The following is an 18,373-nucleotide window of genomic DNA, read 5'->3' as shown; positions in this document are numbered from 1 at the left end:
AATGCTCTTTTTATTTTAATTTGAGCATATACAGATCATTGGTGATTTAAAACATCTTGCTGATTTGCTATACGGCATTAACTCCAAAAATGTTGGCACTGCCGACACTTCGTTCCATTTTTATACGAAAAGAGCGGAAAACCAAGCAATAGAAAAACCACATAAGCGGGGCGTTTACCTTCTGTATAAGGCTGTATATCGGTACTGCCACACTTAGGACAGCTTTCACTTGCCCCAAATTGTTGTTCTAATTCTTGGCTAAAATCTTGAGCAAGTAATGCTTTAGCTTCTTCTGCATAGCTTTCAGGAACTAACAGTCGCACACCACCTAAAGCATTGGAGTAAAGCCAATCCATATTAATAGTATGTTCATTTTCAATACGTGCTGGAATTTCAGCTGCTTCTAACTGAGTTTTAGCAATTTGAGCTTCATAGGGAAATGAAAAGCTTTGTACTACGATCCAAGTCATATCAGAAAGCCCTTAAAAACAACCAGTATATAAAATTTTATCCAATAAAAAACACCCCCAACGGTTAGGTTGGGGGTGTTCTAATTTAAAAGCTGGCGATGACTTACTCTCACATGGCAAGTGCCACACTACCATCAGCGCTAAGAGGTTTCACTTCTGAGTTCGGGAAGGGATCAGGTGGTTCACTCTTGCTATTGTCGCCAGCAAACTGTTTTGGTTTTGGGTGGTCTTACATTTTTTGCCACTTAGTACCGAAAGAGTTATTAACGGATTAGATAATTGGTCTGTATTGTAACTAGATTTCACACTAAATCAAGTTATGTATTGAATTTATCTTGAATACAACAACTGTTTGGGTGTTGTATAGTCAAGCCTCACGAGCAATTAGTATTGGTCAGCTTCACACGTCACCGTGCTTCCACACCCAACCTATCAACGTCCTAGTCTCGAACGGCTCTTTAGAGGAATAAATTCCTAGGGAAATCTTATCTTGAGGTAGGCTTCCCGCTTAGATGCTTTCAGCGGTTATCCCTTCCGAACATAGCTACCCGGCGATGCGACTGGCGTCACAACCGGTACACCAGAGGTTCGTCCACTCTGGTCCTCTCGTACTAGGAGCAGATCCTCTCAAATTTCCAGCGCCCACGGTAGATAGGGACCGAACTGTCTCACGACGTTCTAAACCCAGCTCGCGTACCTCTTTAAATGGCGAACAGCCATACCCTTGGGACCTGCTTCAGCCCCAGGATGAGATGAGCCGACATCGAGGTGCCAAACACCGCCGTCGATATGAACTCTTGGGCGGTATCAGCCTGTTATCCCCAGAGTACCTTTTATCCGTTGAGCGATGGCCCTTCCATACAGAACCACCGGATCACTAAGACCTACTTTCGTACCTGCTCGACTTGTGGGTCTCGCAGTTAAGCGCGCTTTTGCCTTTATACTCTACGCGTGATTTCCGACCACGCTGAGCGCACCTTCGTACTCCTCCGTTACTCTTTAGGAGGAGACCGCCCCAGTCAAACTACCCACCAGACATGGTCCTCGCCCCGGATTACGGGGCAGAGTTAGAACCTCAACATTACCAGGGTGGTATTTCAAGGACGGCTCCATACAAACTAGCGTTCGTACTTCAAAGCCTCCCACCTATCCTACACAAGTAAGGTCAAAGTTCAATGTCAAGCTGCAGTAAAGGTTCACGGGGTCTTTCCGTCTAGCCGCGGGTACACTGCATCTTCACAGCGATTTCGATTTCACTGAGCCTCTGCTGGAGACAGCGCCGCCATCATTATGCCATTCGTGCAGGTCGGAACTTACCCGACAAGGAATTTCGCTACCTTAGGACCGTTATAGTTACGGCCGCCGTTTACTGGGGCTTCGATCAAGAGCTTCGCTTACGCTAACCCCATCAATTAACCTTCCAGCACCGGGCAGGCATCACACCCTATACGTCCACTTTCGTGTTTGCAGAGTGCTATGTTTTTAATAAACAGTTGCAGCGGCCTGGTTTCTGTGGCTGCCAATAGCTCAGGGAGCAAGTCCCATCACCGTCAGCAGCGTACCTTCTCCCGAAGTTACGGTACCATTTTGCCTAGTTCCTTCAGCAGAGTTCTCTCAAGCGCTTTGGTCTACTCGACCTGACCACCTGTGTCGGTTTCGGGTACGATTCCTGTGTAACTGAAGCTTAGAGACTTTTCCTGGAAGCATGGTATCAGCCACTTCACTGTACAAGTACAGCTTGCTATCAGCTCTCAGCATAGAGCACCCCGGATTTGCCTAAGATGCATGCCTACAACCTTCCACCTGGACAACCAACGCCAGGCTGACTTAACCTTCTCCGTCCTCTCATCGCATTACACAGAAGTATTGGAATATTAACCAATTTCCCATCGACTACGCCTCTCGGCCTCGCCTTAGGGGTCGACTCACCCAGCCCCGATTAACGTTGGACTGGAACCCTTGGTCTTTCAGCGAACGGGTTTTTCACCCGTTTTGTCGTTACTCACGTCAGCATTCGCACTTCTGATACCTCCAGCATACTTCTCAATACACCTTCATCGGCTTACAGAACGCTCCCCTACCACTTACGCTAATGCGTAAATCCGCAGCTTCGGCACATAGTTTTAGCCCCGTTACATCTTCCGCGCAGGCCGACTCGACTAGTGAGCTATTACGCTTTCTTTAAAGGGTGGCTGCTTCTAAGCCAACCTCCTAGCTGTCTATGCCTTCCCACATCGTTTCCCACTTAACTATGATTTTGGGGCCTTAGCTGGCGGTCTGGATTGTTTTCCTCTTGACTACGGACGTTAGCACCCGCAGTCTGTCTCCCGGATAGTACTCATTGGTATTCGGAGTTTGCATCGGTTTGGTAAGTCGGGATGACCCCCTAGCCGAAACAGTGCTCTACCCCCAATGGTATTCGTCCGAGGCGCTACCTAAATAGCTTTCGGGGAGAACCAGCTATCACCAGGCTTGATTAGCCTTTCACCCCTATCCACAAGTCATCCCCTGGCTTTTCAACGACAGTGGGTTCGGTCCTCCAGTTAGTGTTACCCAACCTTCAACCTGCTCATGGATAGATCGCCTGGTTTCGGGTCTATACCCAGCAACTAAACGCCCTATTAAGACTCGATTTCTCTACGGCTCCCCTATGCGGTTAACCTTGCTACTGAATATAAGTCGCTGACCCATTATACAAAAGGTACGCAGTCACCGAACAAGTCGGCTCCCACTGCTTGTATGCATGCGGTTTCAGGATCTATTTCACTCCCCTCACAGGGGTTCTTTTCGCCTTTCCCTCACGGTACTGGTTCACTATCGGTCAGTCAGGAGTATTTAGCCTTGGAGGATGGTCCCCCCATATTCAGACAAGGTTTCACGTGCCTCGCCCTACTCGTCATCATTGTGTGTGCCCTTTCGTGTACGGGAATATCACCCTCTACGTTCGCACTTCCCAGAGCGTTCCACTAGAACACACACAACTTAATGGGCTGCTCCCCGTTCGCTCGCCGCTACTAAGGGAATCTCAATTGATTTCTTTTCCTAAGGGTACTGAGATGTTTCACTTCCCCTCGTTCGCTTCATAAGCCTATGTATTCAGCTTATGATACCCGCCTTATAGCGGGTGGGTTCCCCCATTCAGAAATCTCCGGATCAAAGGATATTTGCCGCCTCCCCGGAGCTTTTCGCAGGCTATCACGTCTTTCATCGCCTCTGACTGCCAAGGCATCCACCACATGCACTTAATTACTTGACTATACAACCCCAAACAGTCGTTAACACATACAAGTGAGTGTTATCGTTGCAAACTTAATTGCCACTGGTTTGTTGTCTGTGAACTTAATCACCATACAGCTTCAATCTAAATTCATATACCAAAACGCTTGATTCAGTGTTTTTGCTAGTTCTCAGATTAAATATCTTCTTAACAATTGCTTGTTAAGCTTATATCTAATCGAGTTTGAACAATTTATTTCAGACTCAATTTTCTAATCTGTTAATGATTAACTACCACCTCGTCGGTGAGTAGTAAACTGTGATAAATCACAGAGATTAATAAACCAGTCAACTTGGACTGTATTCACTAAACTCTATAATCTTCTTAGCTTCAAGCTACATCCTATGTGTGCCTGCGCACAGCATAGCTGTTTGCTTAAATTCTCGGACAAAGCGTTGCTTTGTTTACCCTCGAATTTGGTGGAGACTAGGAGAGTCGAACTCCTGACCTCCTGCGTGCAAAGCAGGCGCTCTACCAACTAAGCTAAGTCCCCAGCTTATCACTTAATGAACGACATATCTTTCAATCCAAGCTACTGCAATCAGATTTGGTGGGTCTGACAAGACTTGAACTTGTGACCCCACGCTTATCAAGCGTGTGCTCTAACCAACTGAGCTACAGACCCTCAGATACATCTTCGAAGAACAACTTGTTGTGGATTCTTACCAGTCACCAATCTTTCGTTAAGGAGGTGATCCAGCCGCAGGTTCCCCTACGGCTACCTTGTTACGACTTCACCCCAGTCATCGGCCACACCGTGGTAAGCGTCCTCCTTGCGGTTAGACTACCTACTTCTGGTGCAACAAACTCCCATGGTGTGACGGGCGGTGTGTACAAGGCCCGGGAACGTATTCACCGCGGCATTCTGATCCGCGATTACTAGCGATTCCGACTTCATGGAGTCGAGTTGCAGACTCCAATCCGGACTACGATCGGCTTTTTGAGATTAGCATCCTATCGCTAGGTAGCAACCCTTTGTACCGACCATTGTAGCACGTGTGTAGCCCTGGCCGTAAGGGCCATGATGACTTGACGTCGTCCCCGCCTTCCTCCAGTTTGTCACTGGCAGTATCCTTAAAGTTCCCGACATTACTCGCTGGCAAATAAGGAAAAGGGTTGCGCTCGTTGCGGGACTTAACCCAACATCTCACGACACGAGCTGACGACAGCCATGCAGCACCTGTATCTAGATTCCCGAAGGCACCAATCCATCTCTGGAAAGTTTCTAGTATGTCAAGGCCAGGTAAGGTTCTTCGCGTTGCATCGAATTAAACCACATGCTCCACCGCTTGTGCGGGCCCCCGTCAATTCATTTGAGTTTTAGTCTTGCGACCGTACTCCCCAGGCGGTCTACTTATCGCGTTAGCTGCGCCACTAAAGCCTCAAAGGCCCCAACGGCTAGTAGACATCGTTTACGGCATGGACTACCAGGGTATCTAATCCTGTTTGCTCCCCATGCTTTCGTACCTCAGCGTCAGTATTAGGCCAGATGGCTGCCTTCGCCATCGGTATTCCTCCAGATCTCTACGCATTTCACCGCTACACCTGGAATTCTACCATCCTCTCCCATACTCTAGCTTCCCAGTATCGAATGCAATTCCCAAGTTAAGCTCGGGGATTTCACATCCGACTTAAAAAGCCGCCTACGCACGCTTTACGCCCAGTAAATCCGATTAACGCTCGCACCCTCTGTATTACCGCGGCTGCTGGCACAGAGTTAGCCGGTGCTTATTCTGCGAGTAACGTCCACTATCCTAGAGTATTAATCTAAGTAGCCTCCTCCTCGCTTAAAGTGCTTTACAACCAAAAGGCCTTCTTCACACACGCGGCATGGCTGGATCAGGCTTCCGCCCATTGTCCAATATTCCCCACTGCTGCCTCCCGTAGGAGTCTGGGCCGTGTCTCAGTCCCAGTGTGGCGGATCATCCTCTCAGACCCGCTACAGATCGTCGCCTTGGTAGGCCTTTACCCCACCAACTAGCTAATCCGACTTAGGCTCATCATTTAGCGCAAGGTCCGAAGATCCCCTGCTTTCTCCCGTAGGACGTATGCGGTATTAGCATTCCTTTCGGAATGTTGTCCCCCACTAAATGGCAGATTCCTAAGCATTACTCACCCGTCCGCCGCTAGGTTAGGTAGCAAGCTACCCTTCCCCGCTCGACTTGCATGTGTTAAGCCTGCCGCCAGCGTTCAATCTGAGCCATGATCAAACTCTTCAGTTTAAAATCATTAGTAGCTTATGGCTACAAATCTTGGCTCATCAATTTTCTGACTAAAAATTCGCTCAAATAAACTTCGAGAAATTTCTACTCTTCAATCAATGAAATATTTTCGATTGATCAACTAGTAAAAATCCACACAAGTTGTTCTTCTATTCTCTTAATGATCTTCTCGATGATTCGTCATCATCAAGCTAGGTCGGCTATATTACTCTCAATTTCTTAAAAGTCAACAGGTAATTTAGATATTTAACAAACTTATCAATCAACCCAAGAACTCAACCACTTTAGCCAAATCCTTGTTTCTCAACAAGTTTTTATCTGCATCACCGCCGATGGATGTGCATTCTACAGCATTTCCAATCCAACACAACCCCATTTCTTAAATTATCTTGATTTATTGCTTCGAACGCCTATTTTTTACACAAATATGGCTGAAAATGTGCAATTTGGTCGATTATTTGCTCGGTTTTATTTTTTTCTTGCCAGTGTAAAGGCCTACAATCGATATACTCACAGTATCCAGTCCCCTCATAACTTTCATTTTTCCATAACAGTTGATACTGAAAACTCCCCACATAGCCTGCAGCCAAACCAAATTTATAATCCCCCCGACTCTGCGCCTGTAATTGAAACACCACCTCATCTTTTTCTGAATATTGCCAAACAAATTCCCGTGGCAAATACATCTCCCGTCCATTTGGGGTCTGTACTTTTGGATATACACGTGTGACATCTAAAATGACCTGATGCTCATAGAGTATTGAATTTTGCTCATTCGACTGAATTTCAATTCTGGAAAAAATAATGTTATTCCACTGATTTCTAAGTTCAGACAAGATGATCTGAAAGTCTACATTGACCTGAATAATTTGATAGGTAAAAAAATGAAAGGCGATAAAAGGTAAGTAGATGGCTCTGGCATGTTTCAATATACCTTGCGCTTCGATCTGATATTTTTGTTTTTTATAGGTGATTTCGCCTTCGCACTGACAGCGAACATACCAATAATCCCCAACCCCCCATTGCAAGGCTGAATGGTTTTCAATGTCCGTGCCAATATTCACTTTAAGTTGGCAACTGAGTTCTTCATCATCACGCTTAAAATAATAATTGGGGAAATCAACCTGGATATGATCCACATCTAAAAACTGATAACGATCTTGCTCTAATTGACACTGCTCTTTAGCGCTATAACTTTTCAGATGACCGACTGTCGATAAACTGCTGGCAACTAAAACCGTCGCAGTATCGATTGCCGTCGTAGTAATGGCACTGGCGTTATAACAAATGGGGATGCGAGGCTGCCCAATCAGGCTAATGAAATTTAAATAATGAAAAGGTTCAGGCAAATTCGGCAAGATCAAAGCCTGATAGACGATCTTAAATAAACCTTTAGGTGGGTGAAAAGTTAAAGCATCTGACTTATTGAGGTTCAGCTGCTTTAATTGATTATTATTCATCAATATTGGCATACTGAACCTCCGTATTTTAAGTTGTTATTTTGGCATCATTCTTTTTGGCAAATAGTGTCGTCACAAATCCTGAAAGAACATAGAGGATACAGACAATCAGTATCCCTACAGGAATGTTGTACGTGATTGCAGCAAAAATCAAGACCACAGGTAACATCACGACGAAAGGTACACGCTTACGATCCATTTGTTTAAATGAATAGTATTTGATGTTGGAAATCATCAGTAAACCCACGGCAACCATGACTACTGAATTAATCACCTGAATCACAATATCATTCAAATCAAAGATGAATGGATAATCACGCCCCACCCACACCAATGAGATCACGGTCACTGCCGCAAGTGGACTGGCAATACCAATAAAGTAGCGCTTATCCACCACACCAATTTGTACATTGAAACGCGCTAAACGGAACGCTGCACAAGCCGTATAGATAAAGCAACAAGCTAAACCAATACGTCCAAGATCATGCAAACTCCAGCTATACATTAAAATAGCAGGTGCCACGCCAAATGCCAATAAATCAGAAAGCGAATCGTATTGCTCACCAAAAGCACTTTGTGCACCAATTGCACGGGCCACTCGACCATCCAAACCATCAAGCAATGCAGCCAAGAAAATGGCATAGATTGCTTGATTAAAGTTTCCATTCATACTGGCAATAATTGAATAAAAACCAGAAAGAAGTGCGGCTGTTGTAATTAAATTCGGCCATAAATAAATGCCACGGCGTTTCACTTTTTGTCCTTCGTGCGTATGCTCTTCTTCTTCTACTTCAAAAGTGATTCCATCAAAAGAATGATCTTCTTTGTTCAAATCAGAATCAGGTTTAAGAGAATTTGTCATTATTTTCAATTCCTCGAGAATATTTGGACGTTGATGGGTTATTCACCCACCAACCAACGCACTGCAGCATGTCCACCATTTTCACTCATGCGCAAATGTGGAAATAACCATTGTAATGCTTGATCCGCATCTTCTGAGAACTTCCAAGGTGGGTTAATCACCAATAAACCACAACCATTCAATCCGACTGGGGTGTCATCTGGCCATACACAAATTTCACAAATGAGCTGACGGCGAATACCCGTTTTAAACATTTTCTTTTCAAAACGTTCAATCATGGCGCGATCTTTGATTGGATACCAAACTGCAAACACGCCTGTTGGCCATTTTTTATGTGCGGCTTGGAGTATTTCAACCAATTGCGGGAAATCTTTACGCTCAATTTCGTAAGGAGGGTCAATCATGACCAATCCGCGTTTTTCTTTAGGTGGAATAACCCCCATCAAGCCTTCATAGAAATCACGCTCATGCAAGCCCGCACGTTTATCGCGAATATTAAAATACAATTGTTGAAACACATCACGCTGCATTTCAAATATAGTTGCTTTATCAATATCACGCATGCCTTCAAGTGCAAACCAAGGTGAACCTGGATAAGCACCTTTACCCGAACCTGCACGCATATCTTCAACAATTTTAAGATATTGTTTTACACCTTCAGGCGCATTACGTTTAATCGAATCGTCAAGCTTGACCAAACGATGGATACCCGTTAAGAATTCACCTGATTTTTGTGCTTCAGACGTAGATAAATCATATTTACCTGCACCACCATGGGTATCGATATATCGATAAGGTTTATCTTTAGCATTTAAACGAGCGAGCAGTTGAAGCAAAAGTACATGCTTCATAACATCGGCAAAGTTACCCGCATGGAAATGGTGACGGTAATTCATGTTGACAATTATTCCTCAATTCAGCGGGTAGTTTAACATGAAAGAAAAAAGTATTCTTTAGCGTTGATGTGATCGTCTAAAATTGTCCTGTAATCAAACCGATGTCACTGGAGTGCCATGCAAGCAACCTCTCTCCCCCAAGCCTTTAATCTTCAATCTTGGAATTTGGACCAAGTTCTGAATGACTTAAATGAATTTGGTTTTGCCTTGATTGATCAAGTGTACTCAGATGAATATGTACATGCACTTGCACATGAATGTACTTCTCATCTTGCCGAATTCAGAGCAGCAGGGATACAAAATGGCGTGGTCAGTCATATCCGCAGTGATCATATTTTATGGATTGATGGACAACTGCCAATTGCACAGCAACATCTACAGACGCTAGAGCATTTATCGCAAGCGCTGAATCAGGCCTTTTATTTGGGGATTAAAGAAGTTGAAGCACACTTTGCCTGTTATAACGCAGGCGAGTTTTATGCGTTGCATCGAGATAATCCGCAGCAGAAGAATGATCGAATGATTTCAACCGTGTTCTATTTGCATGAAAGCTGGCAAGAGGATTGGGGTGGCCAATTACGCTTGCAAGATAAGAAGGATCAATGGCATATCATTCAACCTGTACCGAACCGCCTGGCTATTTTTCAAAGTGATGTCTTACACGAAGTCCTGCTTTCCAAACAGCAACGTTTATCAATCACGGCCTGGTTGCGCAGTGGCAGTTCCATTTGGAATCAAGGCTAAGCCCTTTAAATTGTAAAAAACAGCCTTATATACCACGCATAACTGATGATTTTGGATCAATGAATGTCAAATGAAACCAAACAAGTGATTGCTCGAATTGGTGAAACGGACCAACTCTATTTAGACAGCAATACACCTGAACTTGCTTTAGAACGTGCCGACTTGCGTTTGCAACTGGTGCTGCTGAGCCATCTTCGTCAGGAACAATTGCATTTCTTGCAAGAAGCTATCGTATTACTTGAGCAAGCGCGTATCGAATATGATGAAATGCCACTGCGTTTATATTTGAACATTTCTTTGCATCTCGCCAAAGCCTATATGATCTATTTTGAGTTGACCAAAGAACAGCGCTTTGCCTTGATTACCCAACAGATCTTAAAACCGTTGGCACATCATGAGCATTTAGACATTTACTTCTTCTTGGCCTATGCCTCAGCTGCTAAACAAGAACTCGCACTGACACGACACTGGTTAAACAAATACGTGTCCTGCCTAGAGCATGATCTAGTGTTATTGCAACAACATCCAGCCTTTGTTTTTGCACATCAAGAAGACTGGTTTAAAACCCTCATTCGAAATAAAGCTCACTAATGTGAGCTTTATTTCGAATTGGGCTAATTCATTATCTGGTGCTATCCACATGTAATTGCTGATTCAGCTCATCAATCACAATCGCCCACTCATCATCTTTATCCCAATGACTTTTGAGAAAATCACGCTGACCTGCACTCCAGAATTCTGCTTCATGCAGTTTTTGATCAGCACGCAGTTGGTGGGTTTTCACAAAGTTTTCGATTGCTGCCTCATCAGCCCCAAGCCCGAGTTGTTCGAATAAAAGCTCAAGTGTCGGTTGCTGTTCAAACATTGTTATTCTCCAAATCATGTCCTTTATCAAAATAATCTAACAGCAAATCGCCTTGGCATGCAGCGATAGGTCTATATTTTCTTGTTGTTTTTTGTTCTTAAACGACATAAAAAAAGCACTCTCTAGGAGAGTGCTTTCAATTTATCCAAAAGATAAATTATTTAACCATGTCAGCAATTGCTGCACGTTCTTCTTCAAGCTCATTCAACGTGAAGTTGATGCGCTCTCGGCTGAACTCGTCAATTTCTAAGCCTTGAACGATTTTGTATTCACCGTTTTCAGTGGTTACAGGGAAACCGAACATAACGCCTTCTGGAATACCATAAGAACCGTCAGATGGAATACCCATCGTTACCCATTTGCCGTTTGTGCCCAACGCCCAGTCACGCATGTGATCGATTGCAGCGTTTGCAGCTGAAGCAGCTGAAGACAAACCACGTGCTTCGATAATCGCAGCACCACGTTTACCAACAGTTGGAAGGAACACATCTTTGTTCCATGCTGCATCGTTGATTTTGTCTTTTAAGCTTACGCCATTTGCAGTTGCAAAACGGTAGTCAGCGTACATTGTTGGAGAGTGGTTACCCCAAACAGTCATGTCTTCGATGTCAGAAACTGCAACACCAGCTTTTTGAGCAAGTTGAGTTAATGCACGGTTGTGGTCAAGACGTAACATTGCGGTAAAGTTTTTCGCTGGAAGATCTGGAGCAGATTTCATTGCGATGTAAGCATTGGTGTTTGCTGGGTTACCAACAACCAATACTTTAACGTCACGGCTAGCAACTTCGTTGAGTGCTTGGCCTTGACCGATAAAGATTTCGCCATTCACTTTCAACAAGTCAGCACGTTCCATACCAGGACCACGTGGGCGAGAACCAACTAATAACGCATAGTCAGCATCTTTAAATGCAACTTTAGGATCATCAGTCCCGATCATGCCTGCCAATAATGGGAAAGCACAGTCATCAAGTTCCATCATCACGCCTTTAAGCGCTTGTTGAGCTTTCTCAAAAGGAACTTCAAGCAATTGTAAAATTACTGGTTGATCTTTACCTAACATTTCTCCGCTTGCGATACGGAATAATAAGCTATAACCAATTTGACCAGCAGCGCCTGTAACGGCAACACGAACGGGTTGCTTCATGTGATATTCTCCAATGAGATGCGTTTGCACGATTGAACGCTATTATTATTCAATCGAATTATCATAAACGGCAAAGATTGTACTCTAAAGCGAATACAGATGCATGTAAAAGAGAATGAATTTCAACGAAAGTCTAATAGAAAATACAAATCAAACTAGGTAAATACCTAGTAACTGCCTTTAATTGTAAATTCACTTGGGCAGCCCGTCACAATATGGCTTGCGCATTGTTTATATTGACCATTTTTCTGATAACAAACGCGTATTTCCGTCAGCACCGAATCAAATCTCGATGACTGACAAGTAAAACGTATACCATTCGGCGGCAACGCCGGATTGAGCTTGGTAAATTGCTGTCTTAAGCTTTCTTTTTGCACTTCAATGGTATTTGGGCTGGTCAAATCCGCAGGGATTTTTAAACGCTCCGCGAAGTTAATAATGGTTCTAAAATATTGACTGGCATTCATTGGCATACAACCACCCACATCTTGCCATAACTGCACACGGGCATTTTCATCTGGCATGACCCGCGCCACCACCTTGGCTTGCAAAGGCGACAATTTGGCCGATGTTTTAGTGGAGCAATCACGATTGGGCGATACTTCAGGTAGTAAGCTCGCAATGGTCAGTGAATAGCCTTCCAAACATTTACGTTGCTTCTGTCTTGATGAATCGAAAGAACATGCGGCAGGTGTCATCTGCACATGCATGACATAGCCCGCAACGTCTGAATTACTCGCAGCATGTAATGGCGCAGCAAAAGACAAGACCAAATAACAAGCCAATGCCTGTAGCGATCTCATCAACTGCCCTTTCAGTAATTCGACTGGTTTCATCAAATGCAAAAACTTCATTGTTTCACTTAAACATCTTGCTGTGTCTTAAGGCCCACTGCGTACAGGGATCGTGCTCATTCGTTTTTCTAACGATTGCGATCCCTGCCCTAATACCACGCCATAGTGCGTGGCATTGGTCATGACATGTTTAACATAGTCACGTGTTTCCAATAGTGGAATGGTTTCAGTGTACTGATCTGCAGCCATATTCTGAGCATCAGGCTGCCAACGGCGTGCACGATTTGGACCTGCGTTATAACCTGCTGTTGCCAATACCGCATTACCACTCAATTGGCTTTGAATCATTGAAAGATAATAAGTTCCATAACGAATATTGGTATTCATTTCACTCAAGGCTGCTGGATTATAGGTTTCACCCATTTGTCTTGCGATCAATTTTGCAGTATTCGGCATAATCTGCATCAAACCACCCGCCCCAACATGGGAACGTGCAGAAGTGACGAAACGACTTTCTTGGCGCATTAAACCATAGGCCCACGCAGGATCAATACCTGCATTGTAACTATGACTGGTCACATTACTACGATGCGGCGTGGTATAGCGATAGGTATCATTATGACGAGAGGTGGTTCGATCCGCCGCATAAATTGCACGGTCATACCAACCCATATCATGCGCACGTTTTGCTGCTGCTAAAAGCAGACCATCGTCGTGTTGTAAATAGGCTTGGCGAACTGCCCAGTTCCATTCACGATTGGTATAATTGGCAGGCGCATTCACATCTCTTAATGTAAACGCACGTCTAAAATGGATATTTTGATTCAGACGCTGAACATCTTGGGTGCTAGGCTGTTCATTATAAGGCTGATGGTTATAACGTTCGCCTAAGCGATCTTTTGCCAACAAGTTATGATAGTCATCGCCACTTTGTGCCAATTTGCGATAGATCTGCTGCGCCGCTTGTTTAGAACCGCCATCTGAACGCTGTTCCGATGCACGTGCCAACCAATACTGCCAACGGTCTTCCTGCTTTTGTGTCACTGACATCGCATCAATCGCACGAATCAAACTTTCCCAAGCCCCGAAACGAATCGCCTGACGGGCATAAATTTCAGCTTCTTCAGGGCTAAATGGATAACCATAACTTTGGTCATAGGCATTTAATACTTCACGATTAAAGCCATTTTTCATCACGGTGGTACCACCGACATATCCAATGGTACGATACAAATATTGTTGCACCGGTTGTGGCACATCTTGAACAACACGCTGCACATTACCCAAAGCATTGGTTAAATCACTATCGGCAACACGCCCCAAAGCAAAGATTAAATAAGCATAATCAGCATCATTGGCTTTTGGTGCACTCCACAAATAACCCAATGGATTGGCTTGAATTTGATTGAATTGTGCTAAAGATAGATTCAAGCCCATGGTTTGAGCGGTCGCAATCGCCGGGCCTGATTGGCCTGCACGTAATTGTCCCCATAAGCGTTGTTGGCGGTCTTGTACAGTCATCAGTGGGCTAGACAGCATCAAACGACCCAAACCATTACATGATTCAGGCTGCGAATTGGTTGCTAACCAAATGTCTTTATATTCTGCAAAAACCAGACTATCACCTGTTTTTGCACGAACTTGAGCAACTGCACAGCTTTCTTCTTGATCTGGATTGGTGACATAACTCAGTACAGGCTTAGCATCGGCAAAGCTGCCGAGTTTGACTTTTTCTTCCACATAATCGGCAGAGAGTTTTTCCGCCATCGCTGATTGTGGGTAGCGTTGTGCAAAGCTAATAATTGATGAAGCTGGTTGAAAACCCAGATTAGTGTTCAGTTTCCAATATTCAGGGTAATAGCCCAAAGCATCATTTTGCATGTCAGCTTGATATTGATCGAGCAAAGCAGAATTGCCTGCATTGGCAGCACGCAAAGCATCATTAAACTGTTCATCTAGAGCATAGACAGACGAGCATGCGATCATTCCTCCCATTGCAATAAAACAACGGAAGCTCTTCTTGTTATTCAATTTTGGAGTTACGGTTGTTCTAAAATCACGCTGCTTTTTCATCTTCATCAATATCTATGCCCAATTTTGCGCTGCTATTATAGTGTAATAAGTCTCGCCTTCCACTATTGTTGTGTTATGTAAATTACTGATTCATATTCATTAAAATTCGCGCAATTTTATTCATAAACTGTCCATTTTTGTCAGTTTTTTATTCTCTGCGTTCCGTTTAAAATGCTGCTATAATCCGCCGTTTATTTAAATCCACCTTGTTTAGGAGCCTGCATGACGGTTCAAACATTCATTCCCAGTGCTGTAAAAGCTGCTTCAGAAAACACTGTTACCCAGCCAATGCACACCGCTGATGTTTCAATCAAGAAATTGTTTATTGAAACTCAAGGGTGTCAGATGAATGAGTATGACAGTCATCGTATGGCAGATTTGTTAGGTGATTCACATGGCTATGTGCTCACTGACAATCCAAACGAAGCAGACATCCTGCTGATGAATACCTGCTCGATTCGTGAAAAAGCACAAGAGAAGGTATTTAGTGGTCTAGGTCGCTGGCGCAAACTGAAAGAACAAAACCCAGACCTCATCATTGGTGTGGGGGGGTGTGTTGCATCGCAAGAAGGTGACAACATCCAAAAACGTGCACCTTATGTGGATATGATCTTTGGCCCACAAACGCTGCACCGTTTGCCACAAATGCTAGATCAGCATCACGCTCAAATTGAAAAACCAAAGAAAGAAAAAATCAAATTGGTTGATATTTCTTTCCCAGATATCGAAAAGTTCGACTTTTTGCCTGAACCACGTGTCGAAGGCTTCAAGGCATTTGTTTCAATCATGGAAGGTTGTTCGAAGTACTGTTCATTCTGTGTGGTCCCTTATACCCGTGGCGAAGAAGTCTCTCGTCCGTTAGATGATGTATTGGCAGAAATCGCAGGCCTCGCCGAAAAAGGCGTGCGTGAGATCAGCTTACTCGGTCAAAACGTCAATGGTTATCGCGGTGAAACTTTTGAAGGTGAAATTTGCACCTTCCCAGAATTATTGCGTTTAGTGGCAGAAATCCCTGGGATTGGTCGTCTACGTTATACCACCTCTCACCCGCTTGAATTTTCTGATGATCTAATTCAATGCTACCGTGATTTACCACAAATGGTTTCGCACTTGCATCTGCCAGTACAAAGTGGTTCAAACGATGTATTACAAGCCATGAAACGTAACCACACCATTGATGTCTACATCGATAAAATTGCCAAGTTACGTAAAGTACGCCCAGATATGCATTTATCTAGCGACTTCATTATCGGTTTCCCGGGCGAAACAGATGCGCACTTTGCTGAAACCTTACAATTCATTAAAGATCTAGATTTCGATCACTCTTATAGTTTTGTTTATTCTAAGCGTCCAGGTACACCTGCCTCTGACTTACCAGACAGCACCCCCGAACAAGTGAAAAAAGATCGCTTGGCGCAAGTACAAGAAGTGATTAAACGTTCAAGTATTGATAAAACGGATGCCATGCTCGGTAAAATTGAACGTGTCTTGATTGAGAAGGTTTCGGATAAAGATCCGAATGTTTTAATCGGTACAGCAGACAATACACGTTTGGTTACTTTTATCGGTGATGCCGCGTGGATTGGGCGTTTCGCAGAGATTGAGATCACGGAAATTAAAACTTTAAATTTAGTTTACGGAGAACTCTTGAATCTTGAACCTGACGTGGCGTAATGTAAGGGTATTCCTACAGAGCAACAAAAAGGGTTTATCTTGACTGCAGCGATTCGACGTACAGTAACGTTCCCTGAAATTCAATTGGAACGTTTGAAAAGCATGCTCGGTGCGTATAACGGGCATTTAAAACAAATCGAACAACGTTTAGATGTCAAAATTACTCACCGTGGCGATGCCTTCTATCTCGATGGTGATATAGAAGCGGTCGAAAGAGCCGAAGCACTATTGCAACGGCTCTATCAAGAATCAGAAATTTCCTCACAAATTAGCGCCGATGTCATTCATTTGATGATCCAAGGTTCACAGACAGATCGTGAACTGATGGATGATTCAGATCAAGAGCATACAGGCCTCGATAGTGTTTGGTTACAGACCCGCAAAGGGCGAATTAACCCACGTGGCGCCAATCAAAAACGCTACGTACAACGTATTTTACAAAGTGATATTTCCTTCGGTATTGGTCCAGCAGGGACAGGTAAAACCTATCTGGCGGTTGCTGCTGCGGTTGATATGCTGGAACGTAACGAAATTCAACGGATCTTGCTGGTTCGCCCAGCGGTAGAAGCCGGTGAAAAGCTCGGTTTCTTACCCGGTGACCTCACCCAAAAGATCGATCCCTACTTACGTCCGCTTTACGATGCCCTGTATGAAATGCTGGGCTTTGAAAAAGTGGCTAAACTGATTGAACGCCAAGTAATTGAGGTCGCTCCGCTTGCCTACATGCGTGGACGTACCCTGAACCATTCATTCGTGATTTTAGATGAAGCACAAAACACCACTCCTGAACAGATGAAGATGTTCCTGACCCGTTTAGGTTTTGGTTCACGTGCCGTAATTACGGGTGACGTGACACAGGTTGATTTACCGCGTGGGCAGCAATCGGGTTTAGCGCAAGCATTACGTGTACTTGAAAATGTTCATGAGATTCATATCACCCGTTTCCATTCACGTGATGTGGTTCGACATCAATTGGTACAAAAAATTGTTGAAGCTTACGAAGGTTGGGACAGTGAACAGCAACGCCTGTCTGCTGAAGCCCGTGCCGAACGCAAAGCCAAACAAGAAGCACTGATTGCAGAAAATGATGAGAAAGCTGATGCTCAGCATTAAATAATATTAACCTAATTCGATACTCGGAGCTGTCATTCGCAACCTGCGTGGTTTAAAAAGGATAACGAATGATAGCCATGTAACTAAAATTAGTTTAATGCAAGATGCGAACAGGTTTTGCGAATGACAATGGTTTTGCCTACTTTTGCCAAAACAAAAGTAGGTCGCGCCGAAGGCTTATCCAGCAAATGGATGTGAATGTGGCAAGATTCCACCATGATCTTTATCTACATTTCTTAGACACAATCTAAGCTCGTAGATGTAATTTATATCTAAGGATCTACTTTGAAAATCAATTTAAGTCTTCAACAAGACTTTCAAGCTACTGAATTACCACTGAAACGTGGTCAAATCAAAAAAAATATCGAAACTGCACTGCGTCATGTCGGTTTTGATGCCAATTGTGAAATCGGGATTGCCTGTGTTGATCTAGCTGAAAGCCATGAACTCAATCTGCAATACCGCGAAAAAGACAAACCGACTAATGTGCTGTCTTTCCCAAGTGATATTCCTGAGGAAATGCTCAGCTTACTCGATGCAGAGCCTTTAGGTGACTTGGTAATTTGTATTCCTGTGGTTTTACAAGAAGCGGCAGAACAGCAAAAGACGCCAAGCGATCATTTCACCCATTTACTGGTTCACGGCATTCTACATTTGCTTGGCTTCGATCATGAAACCAGTGAAACCGAAGCCGAAGAAATGGAAGCCTTAGAAATTGAGATTCTAAAAAAACTGGGCATCGCCAATCCTTACCAAGCCGATGAAAGCTAATCCAAGGT

The 18,373-nt window shown here is 44.0% G+C and carries 13 protein-coding genes, 2 tRNA genes and 3 rRNA genes; 5 read left to right on the top strand and 13 right to left on the bottom strand.

The genetic code is table 11. From position 1 onward, the window contains the following. Positions 1-77: 77 nt before the first annotated feature. From NDN13_RS17115 to NDN13_RS17075, 9 genes are all read right to left on the bottom strand, one after another. Positions 78-470, bottom strand: a complete 393-nt coding sequence (locus NDN13_RS17115) for a putative signal transducing protein (protein ID WP_171550293.1) — start codon at positions 468-470, stop codon at positions 78-80. Positions 471-560: 90 nt separating this feature from the next. Then, positions 561-675 (bottom strand): 5S ribosomal RNA (rrf, locus tag NDN13_RS17110). A 158-nt stretch (positions 676-833) separates the two neighbouring features. Further along, positions 834-3,726, bottom strand: a 23S ribosomal RNA gene (locus NDN13_RS17105). 438 nt (positions 3,727-4,164) lie between these two features. Continuing rightward, positions 4,165-4,240: transfer RNA gene (locus tag NDN13_RS17100), tRNA-Ala, on the bottom strand. A 55-nt stretch (positions 4,241-4,295) separates the two neighbouring features. Further along, positions 4,296-4,372: transfer RNA gene (locus tag NDN13_RS17095), tRNA-Ile, on the bottom strand. Between the two features lie 59 nt (positions 4,373-4,431). After that, a 16S ribosomal RNA gene (locus NDN13_RS17090) occupies positions 4,432-5,969 on the bottom strand. Together the 16S, 23S and 5S rRNA genes with 2 tRNA genes alongside form the textbook arrangement of a ribosomal RNA operon. Positions 5,970-6,379: 410 nt before the next feature. After that, positions 6,380-7,441: a DUF6670 family protein gene (locus NDN13_RS17085; RefSeq protein WP_251116308.1), complete on the bottom strand. Its 1,062-nt coding sequence runs from the start codon at positions 7,439-7,441 to the stop codon at positions 6,380-6,382. A gap of 16 nt (positions 7,442-7,457) precedes the next feature. Further along, positions 7,458-8,291, bottom strand: coding sequence for a CDP-diacylglycerol--serine O-phosphatidyltransferase (gene pssA, locus NDN13_RS17080; protein WP_016164958.1), 834 nt, complete (start codon positions 8,289-8,291; stop codon positions 7,458-7,460). 38 nt (positions 8,292-8,329) lie between these two features. Further along, positions 8,330-9,187: a 23S rRNA (adenine(2030)-N(6))-methyltransferase RlmJ gene (locus tag NDN13_RS17075; protein WP_005192293.1), complete on the bottom strand. Its 858-nt coding sequence runs from the start codon at positions 9,185-9,187 to the stop codon at positions 8,330-8,332. 117 nt (positions 9,188-9,304) lie between these two features. Here NDN13_RS17075 and NDN13_RS17070 point away from each other — a divergent pair, with 117 nt between their 5' ends. Together NDN13_RS17070 and NDN13_RS17065 are read left to right on the top strand one after the other, a co-directional pair. Further along, a complete protein-coding gene (locus NDN13_RS17070; protein ID WP_251116307.1) occupies positions 9,305-9,931 on the top strand; it encodes a 2OG-Fe(II) oxygenase in 627 nt (208 codons plus the stop codon). Positions 9,932-9,994: 63 nt separating this feature from the next. Then, positions 9,995-10,522, top strand: coding sequence for a hypothetical protein (locus NDN13_RS17065; protein ID WP_251116306.1), 528 nt, complete (start codon positions 9,995-9,997; stop codon positions 10,520-10,522). Between the two features lie 31 nt (positions 10,523-10,553). Here the strand turns inward: NDN13_RS17065 and NDN13_RS17060 are convergent, their stop codons facing one another. The 4 genes from NDN13_RS17060 to NDN13_RS17045 form a co-directional block, all read right to left on the bottom strand. Further along, positions 10,554-10,796, bottom strand: coding sequence for a DUF2789 family protein (locus NDN13_RS17060; protein WP_241304874.1), 243 nt, complete (start codon positions 10,794-10,796; stop codon positions 10,554-10,556). A 157-nt stretch (positions 10,797-10,953) separates the two neighbouring features. Then, positions 10,954-11,940: a malate dehydrogenase gene (locus NDN13_RS17055; protein WP_004655942.1), complete on the bottom strand. Its 987-nt coding sequence runs from the start codon at positions 11,938-11,940 to the stop codon at positions 10,954-10,956. A 167-nt stretch (positions 11,941-12,107) separates the two neighbouring features. Continuing rightward, positions 12,108-12,776: a ribonuclease T2 family protein gene (locus NDN13_RS17050; RefSeq protein ID WP_251118259.1), complete on the bottom strand. Its 669-nt coding sequence runs from the start codon at positions 12,774-12,776 to the stop codon at positions 12,108-12,110. Positions 12,777-12,821: 45 nt separating this feature from the next. Continuing rightward, the gene (locus tag NDN13_RS17045; protein ID WP_251118258.1) at positions 12,822-14,729 is read right to left on the bottom strand and encodes a lytic transglycosylase domain-containing protein; all 1,908 of its coding nucleotides are present in this window, start codon (positions 14,727-14,729) and stop codon (positions 12,822-12,824) included. A gap of 300 nt (positions 14,730-15,029) precedes the next feature. Between NDN13_RS17045 and miaB the strand changes: the two genes are divergently transcribed. From miaB to ybeY, 3 genes are all read left to right on the top strand, one after another. Beyond that, positions 15,030-16,481 carry a tRNA (N6-isopentenyl adenosine(37)-C2)-methylthiotransferase MiaB gene (gene miaB / locus NDN13_RS17040; RefSeq protein ID WP_251116305.1) on the top strand — a complete coding sequence of 484 codons (1,452 nt, stop codon included), beginning with the start codon at positions 15,030-15,032 and terminating at the stop codon, positions 16,479-16,481. Positions 16,482-16,520: 39 nt separating this feature from the next. Continuing rightward, positions 16,521-17,594, top strand: coding sequence for a PhoH family protein (locus NDN13_RS17035; RefSeq protein WP_251116304.1), 1,074 nt, complete (start codon positions 16,521-16,523; stop codon positions 17,592-17,594). A 285-nt stretch (positions 17,595-17,879) separates the two neighbouring features. After that, the gene (gene ybeY / locus NDN13_RS17030; protein ID WP_004802582.1) at positions 17,880-18,365 is read left to right on the top strand and encodes an rRNA maturation RNase YbeY; all 486 of its coding nucleotides are present in this window, start codon (positions 17,880-17,882) and stop codon (positions 18,363-18,365) included. The last annotated feature ends 8 nt before the right edge of the window (positions 18,366-18,373 follow it).

The sequence above is a fragment of the Acinetobacter sp. C32I genome, assembly GCF_023702715.1.
GTDB lineage: Bacteria > Pseudomonadota > Gammaproteobacteria > Pseudomonadales > Moraxellaceae > Acinetobacter.
This window is presented reverse-complemented; position numbering and strand designations above follow the sequence as displayed.

Bases quoted from the DNA above. Each gene is read 5' to 3' on its own strand.
- NDN13_RS17050 (WP_251118259.1), bottom strand. From the start codon at position 12,776: ATGAAACCAGTCGAATTACTGAAAGGGCAGTTGATGAGATCGCTACAG.
- miaB (WP_251116305.1), top strand. From the start codon at position 15,030: ATGACGGTTCAAACATTCATTCCCAGTGCTGTAAAAGCTGCTTCAGAA.
- NDN13_RS17085 (WP_251116308.1), bottom strand. From the start codon at position 7,441: ATGCCAATATTGATGAATAATAATCAATTAAAGCAGCTGAACCTCAAT.
- pssA (WP_016164958.1), bottom strand. From the start codon at position 8,291: ATGACAAATTCTCTTAAACCTGATTCTGATTTGAACAAAGAAGATCAT.
- NDN13_RS17075 (WP_005192293.1), bottom strand. From the start codon at position 9,187: ATGAATTACCGTCACCATTTCCATGCGGGTAACTTTGCCGATGTTATG.
- NDN13_RS17045 (WP_251118258.1), bottom strand. From the start codon at position 14,729: ATGGGAGGAATGATCGCATGCTCGTCTGTCTATGCTCTAGATGAACAG.
- NDN13_RS17115 (WP_171550293.1), bottom strand. From the start codon at position 470: ATGACTTGGATCGTAGTACAAAGCTTTTCATTTCCCTATGAAGCTCAA.
- NDN13_RS17070 (WP_251116307.1), top strand. From the start codon at position 9,305: ATGCAAGCAACCTCTCTCCCCCAAGCCTTTAATCTTCAATCTTGGAAT.
- NDN13_RS17060 (WP_241304874.1), bottom strand. From the start codon at position 10,796: ATGTTTGAACAGCAACCGACACTTGAGCTTTTATTCGAACAACTCGGG.
- NDN13_RS17055 (WP_004655942.1), bottom strand. From the start codon at position 11,940: ATGAAGCAACCCGTTCGTGTTGCCGTTACAGGCGCTGCTGGTCAAATT.
- NDN13_RS17065 (WP_251116306.1), top strand. From the start codon at position 9,995: ATGTCAAATGAAACCAAACAAGTGATTGCTCGAATTGGTGAAACGGAC.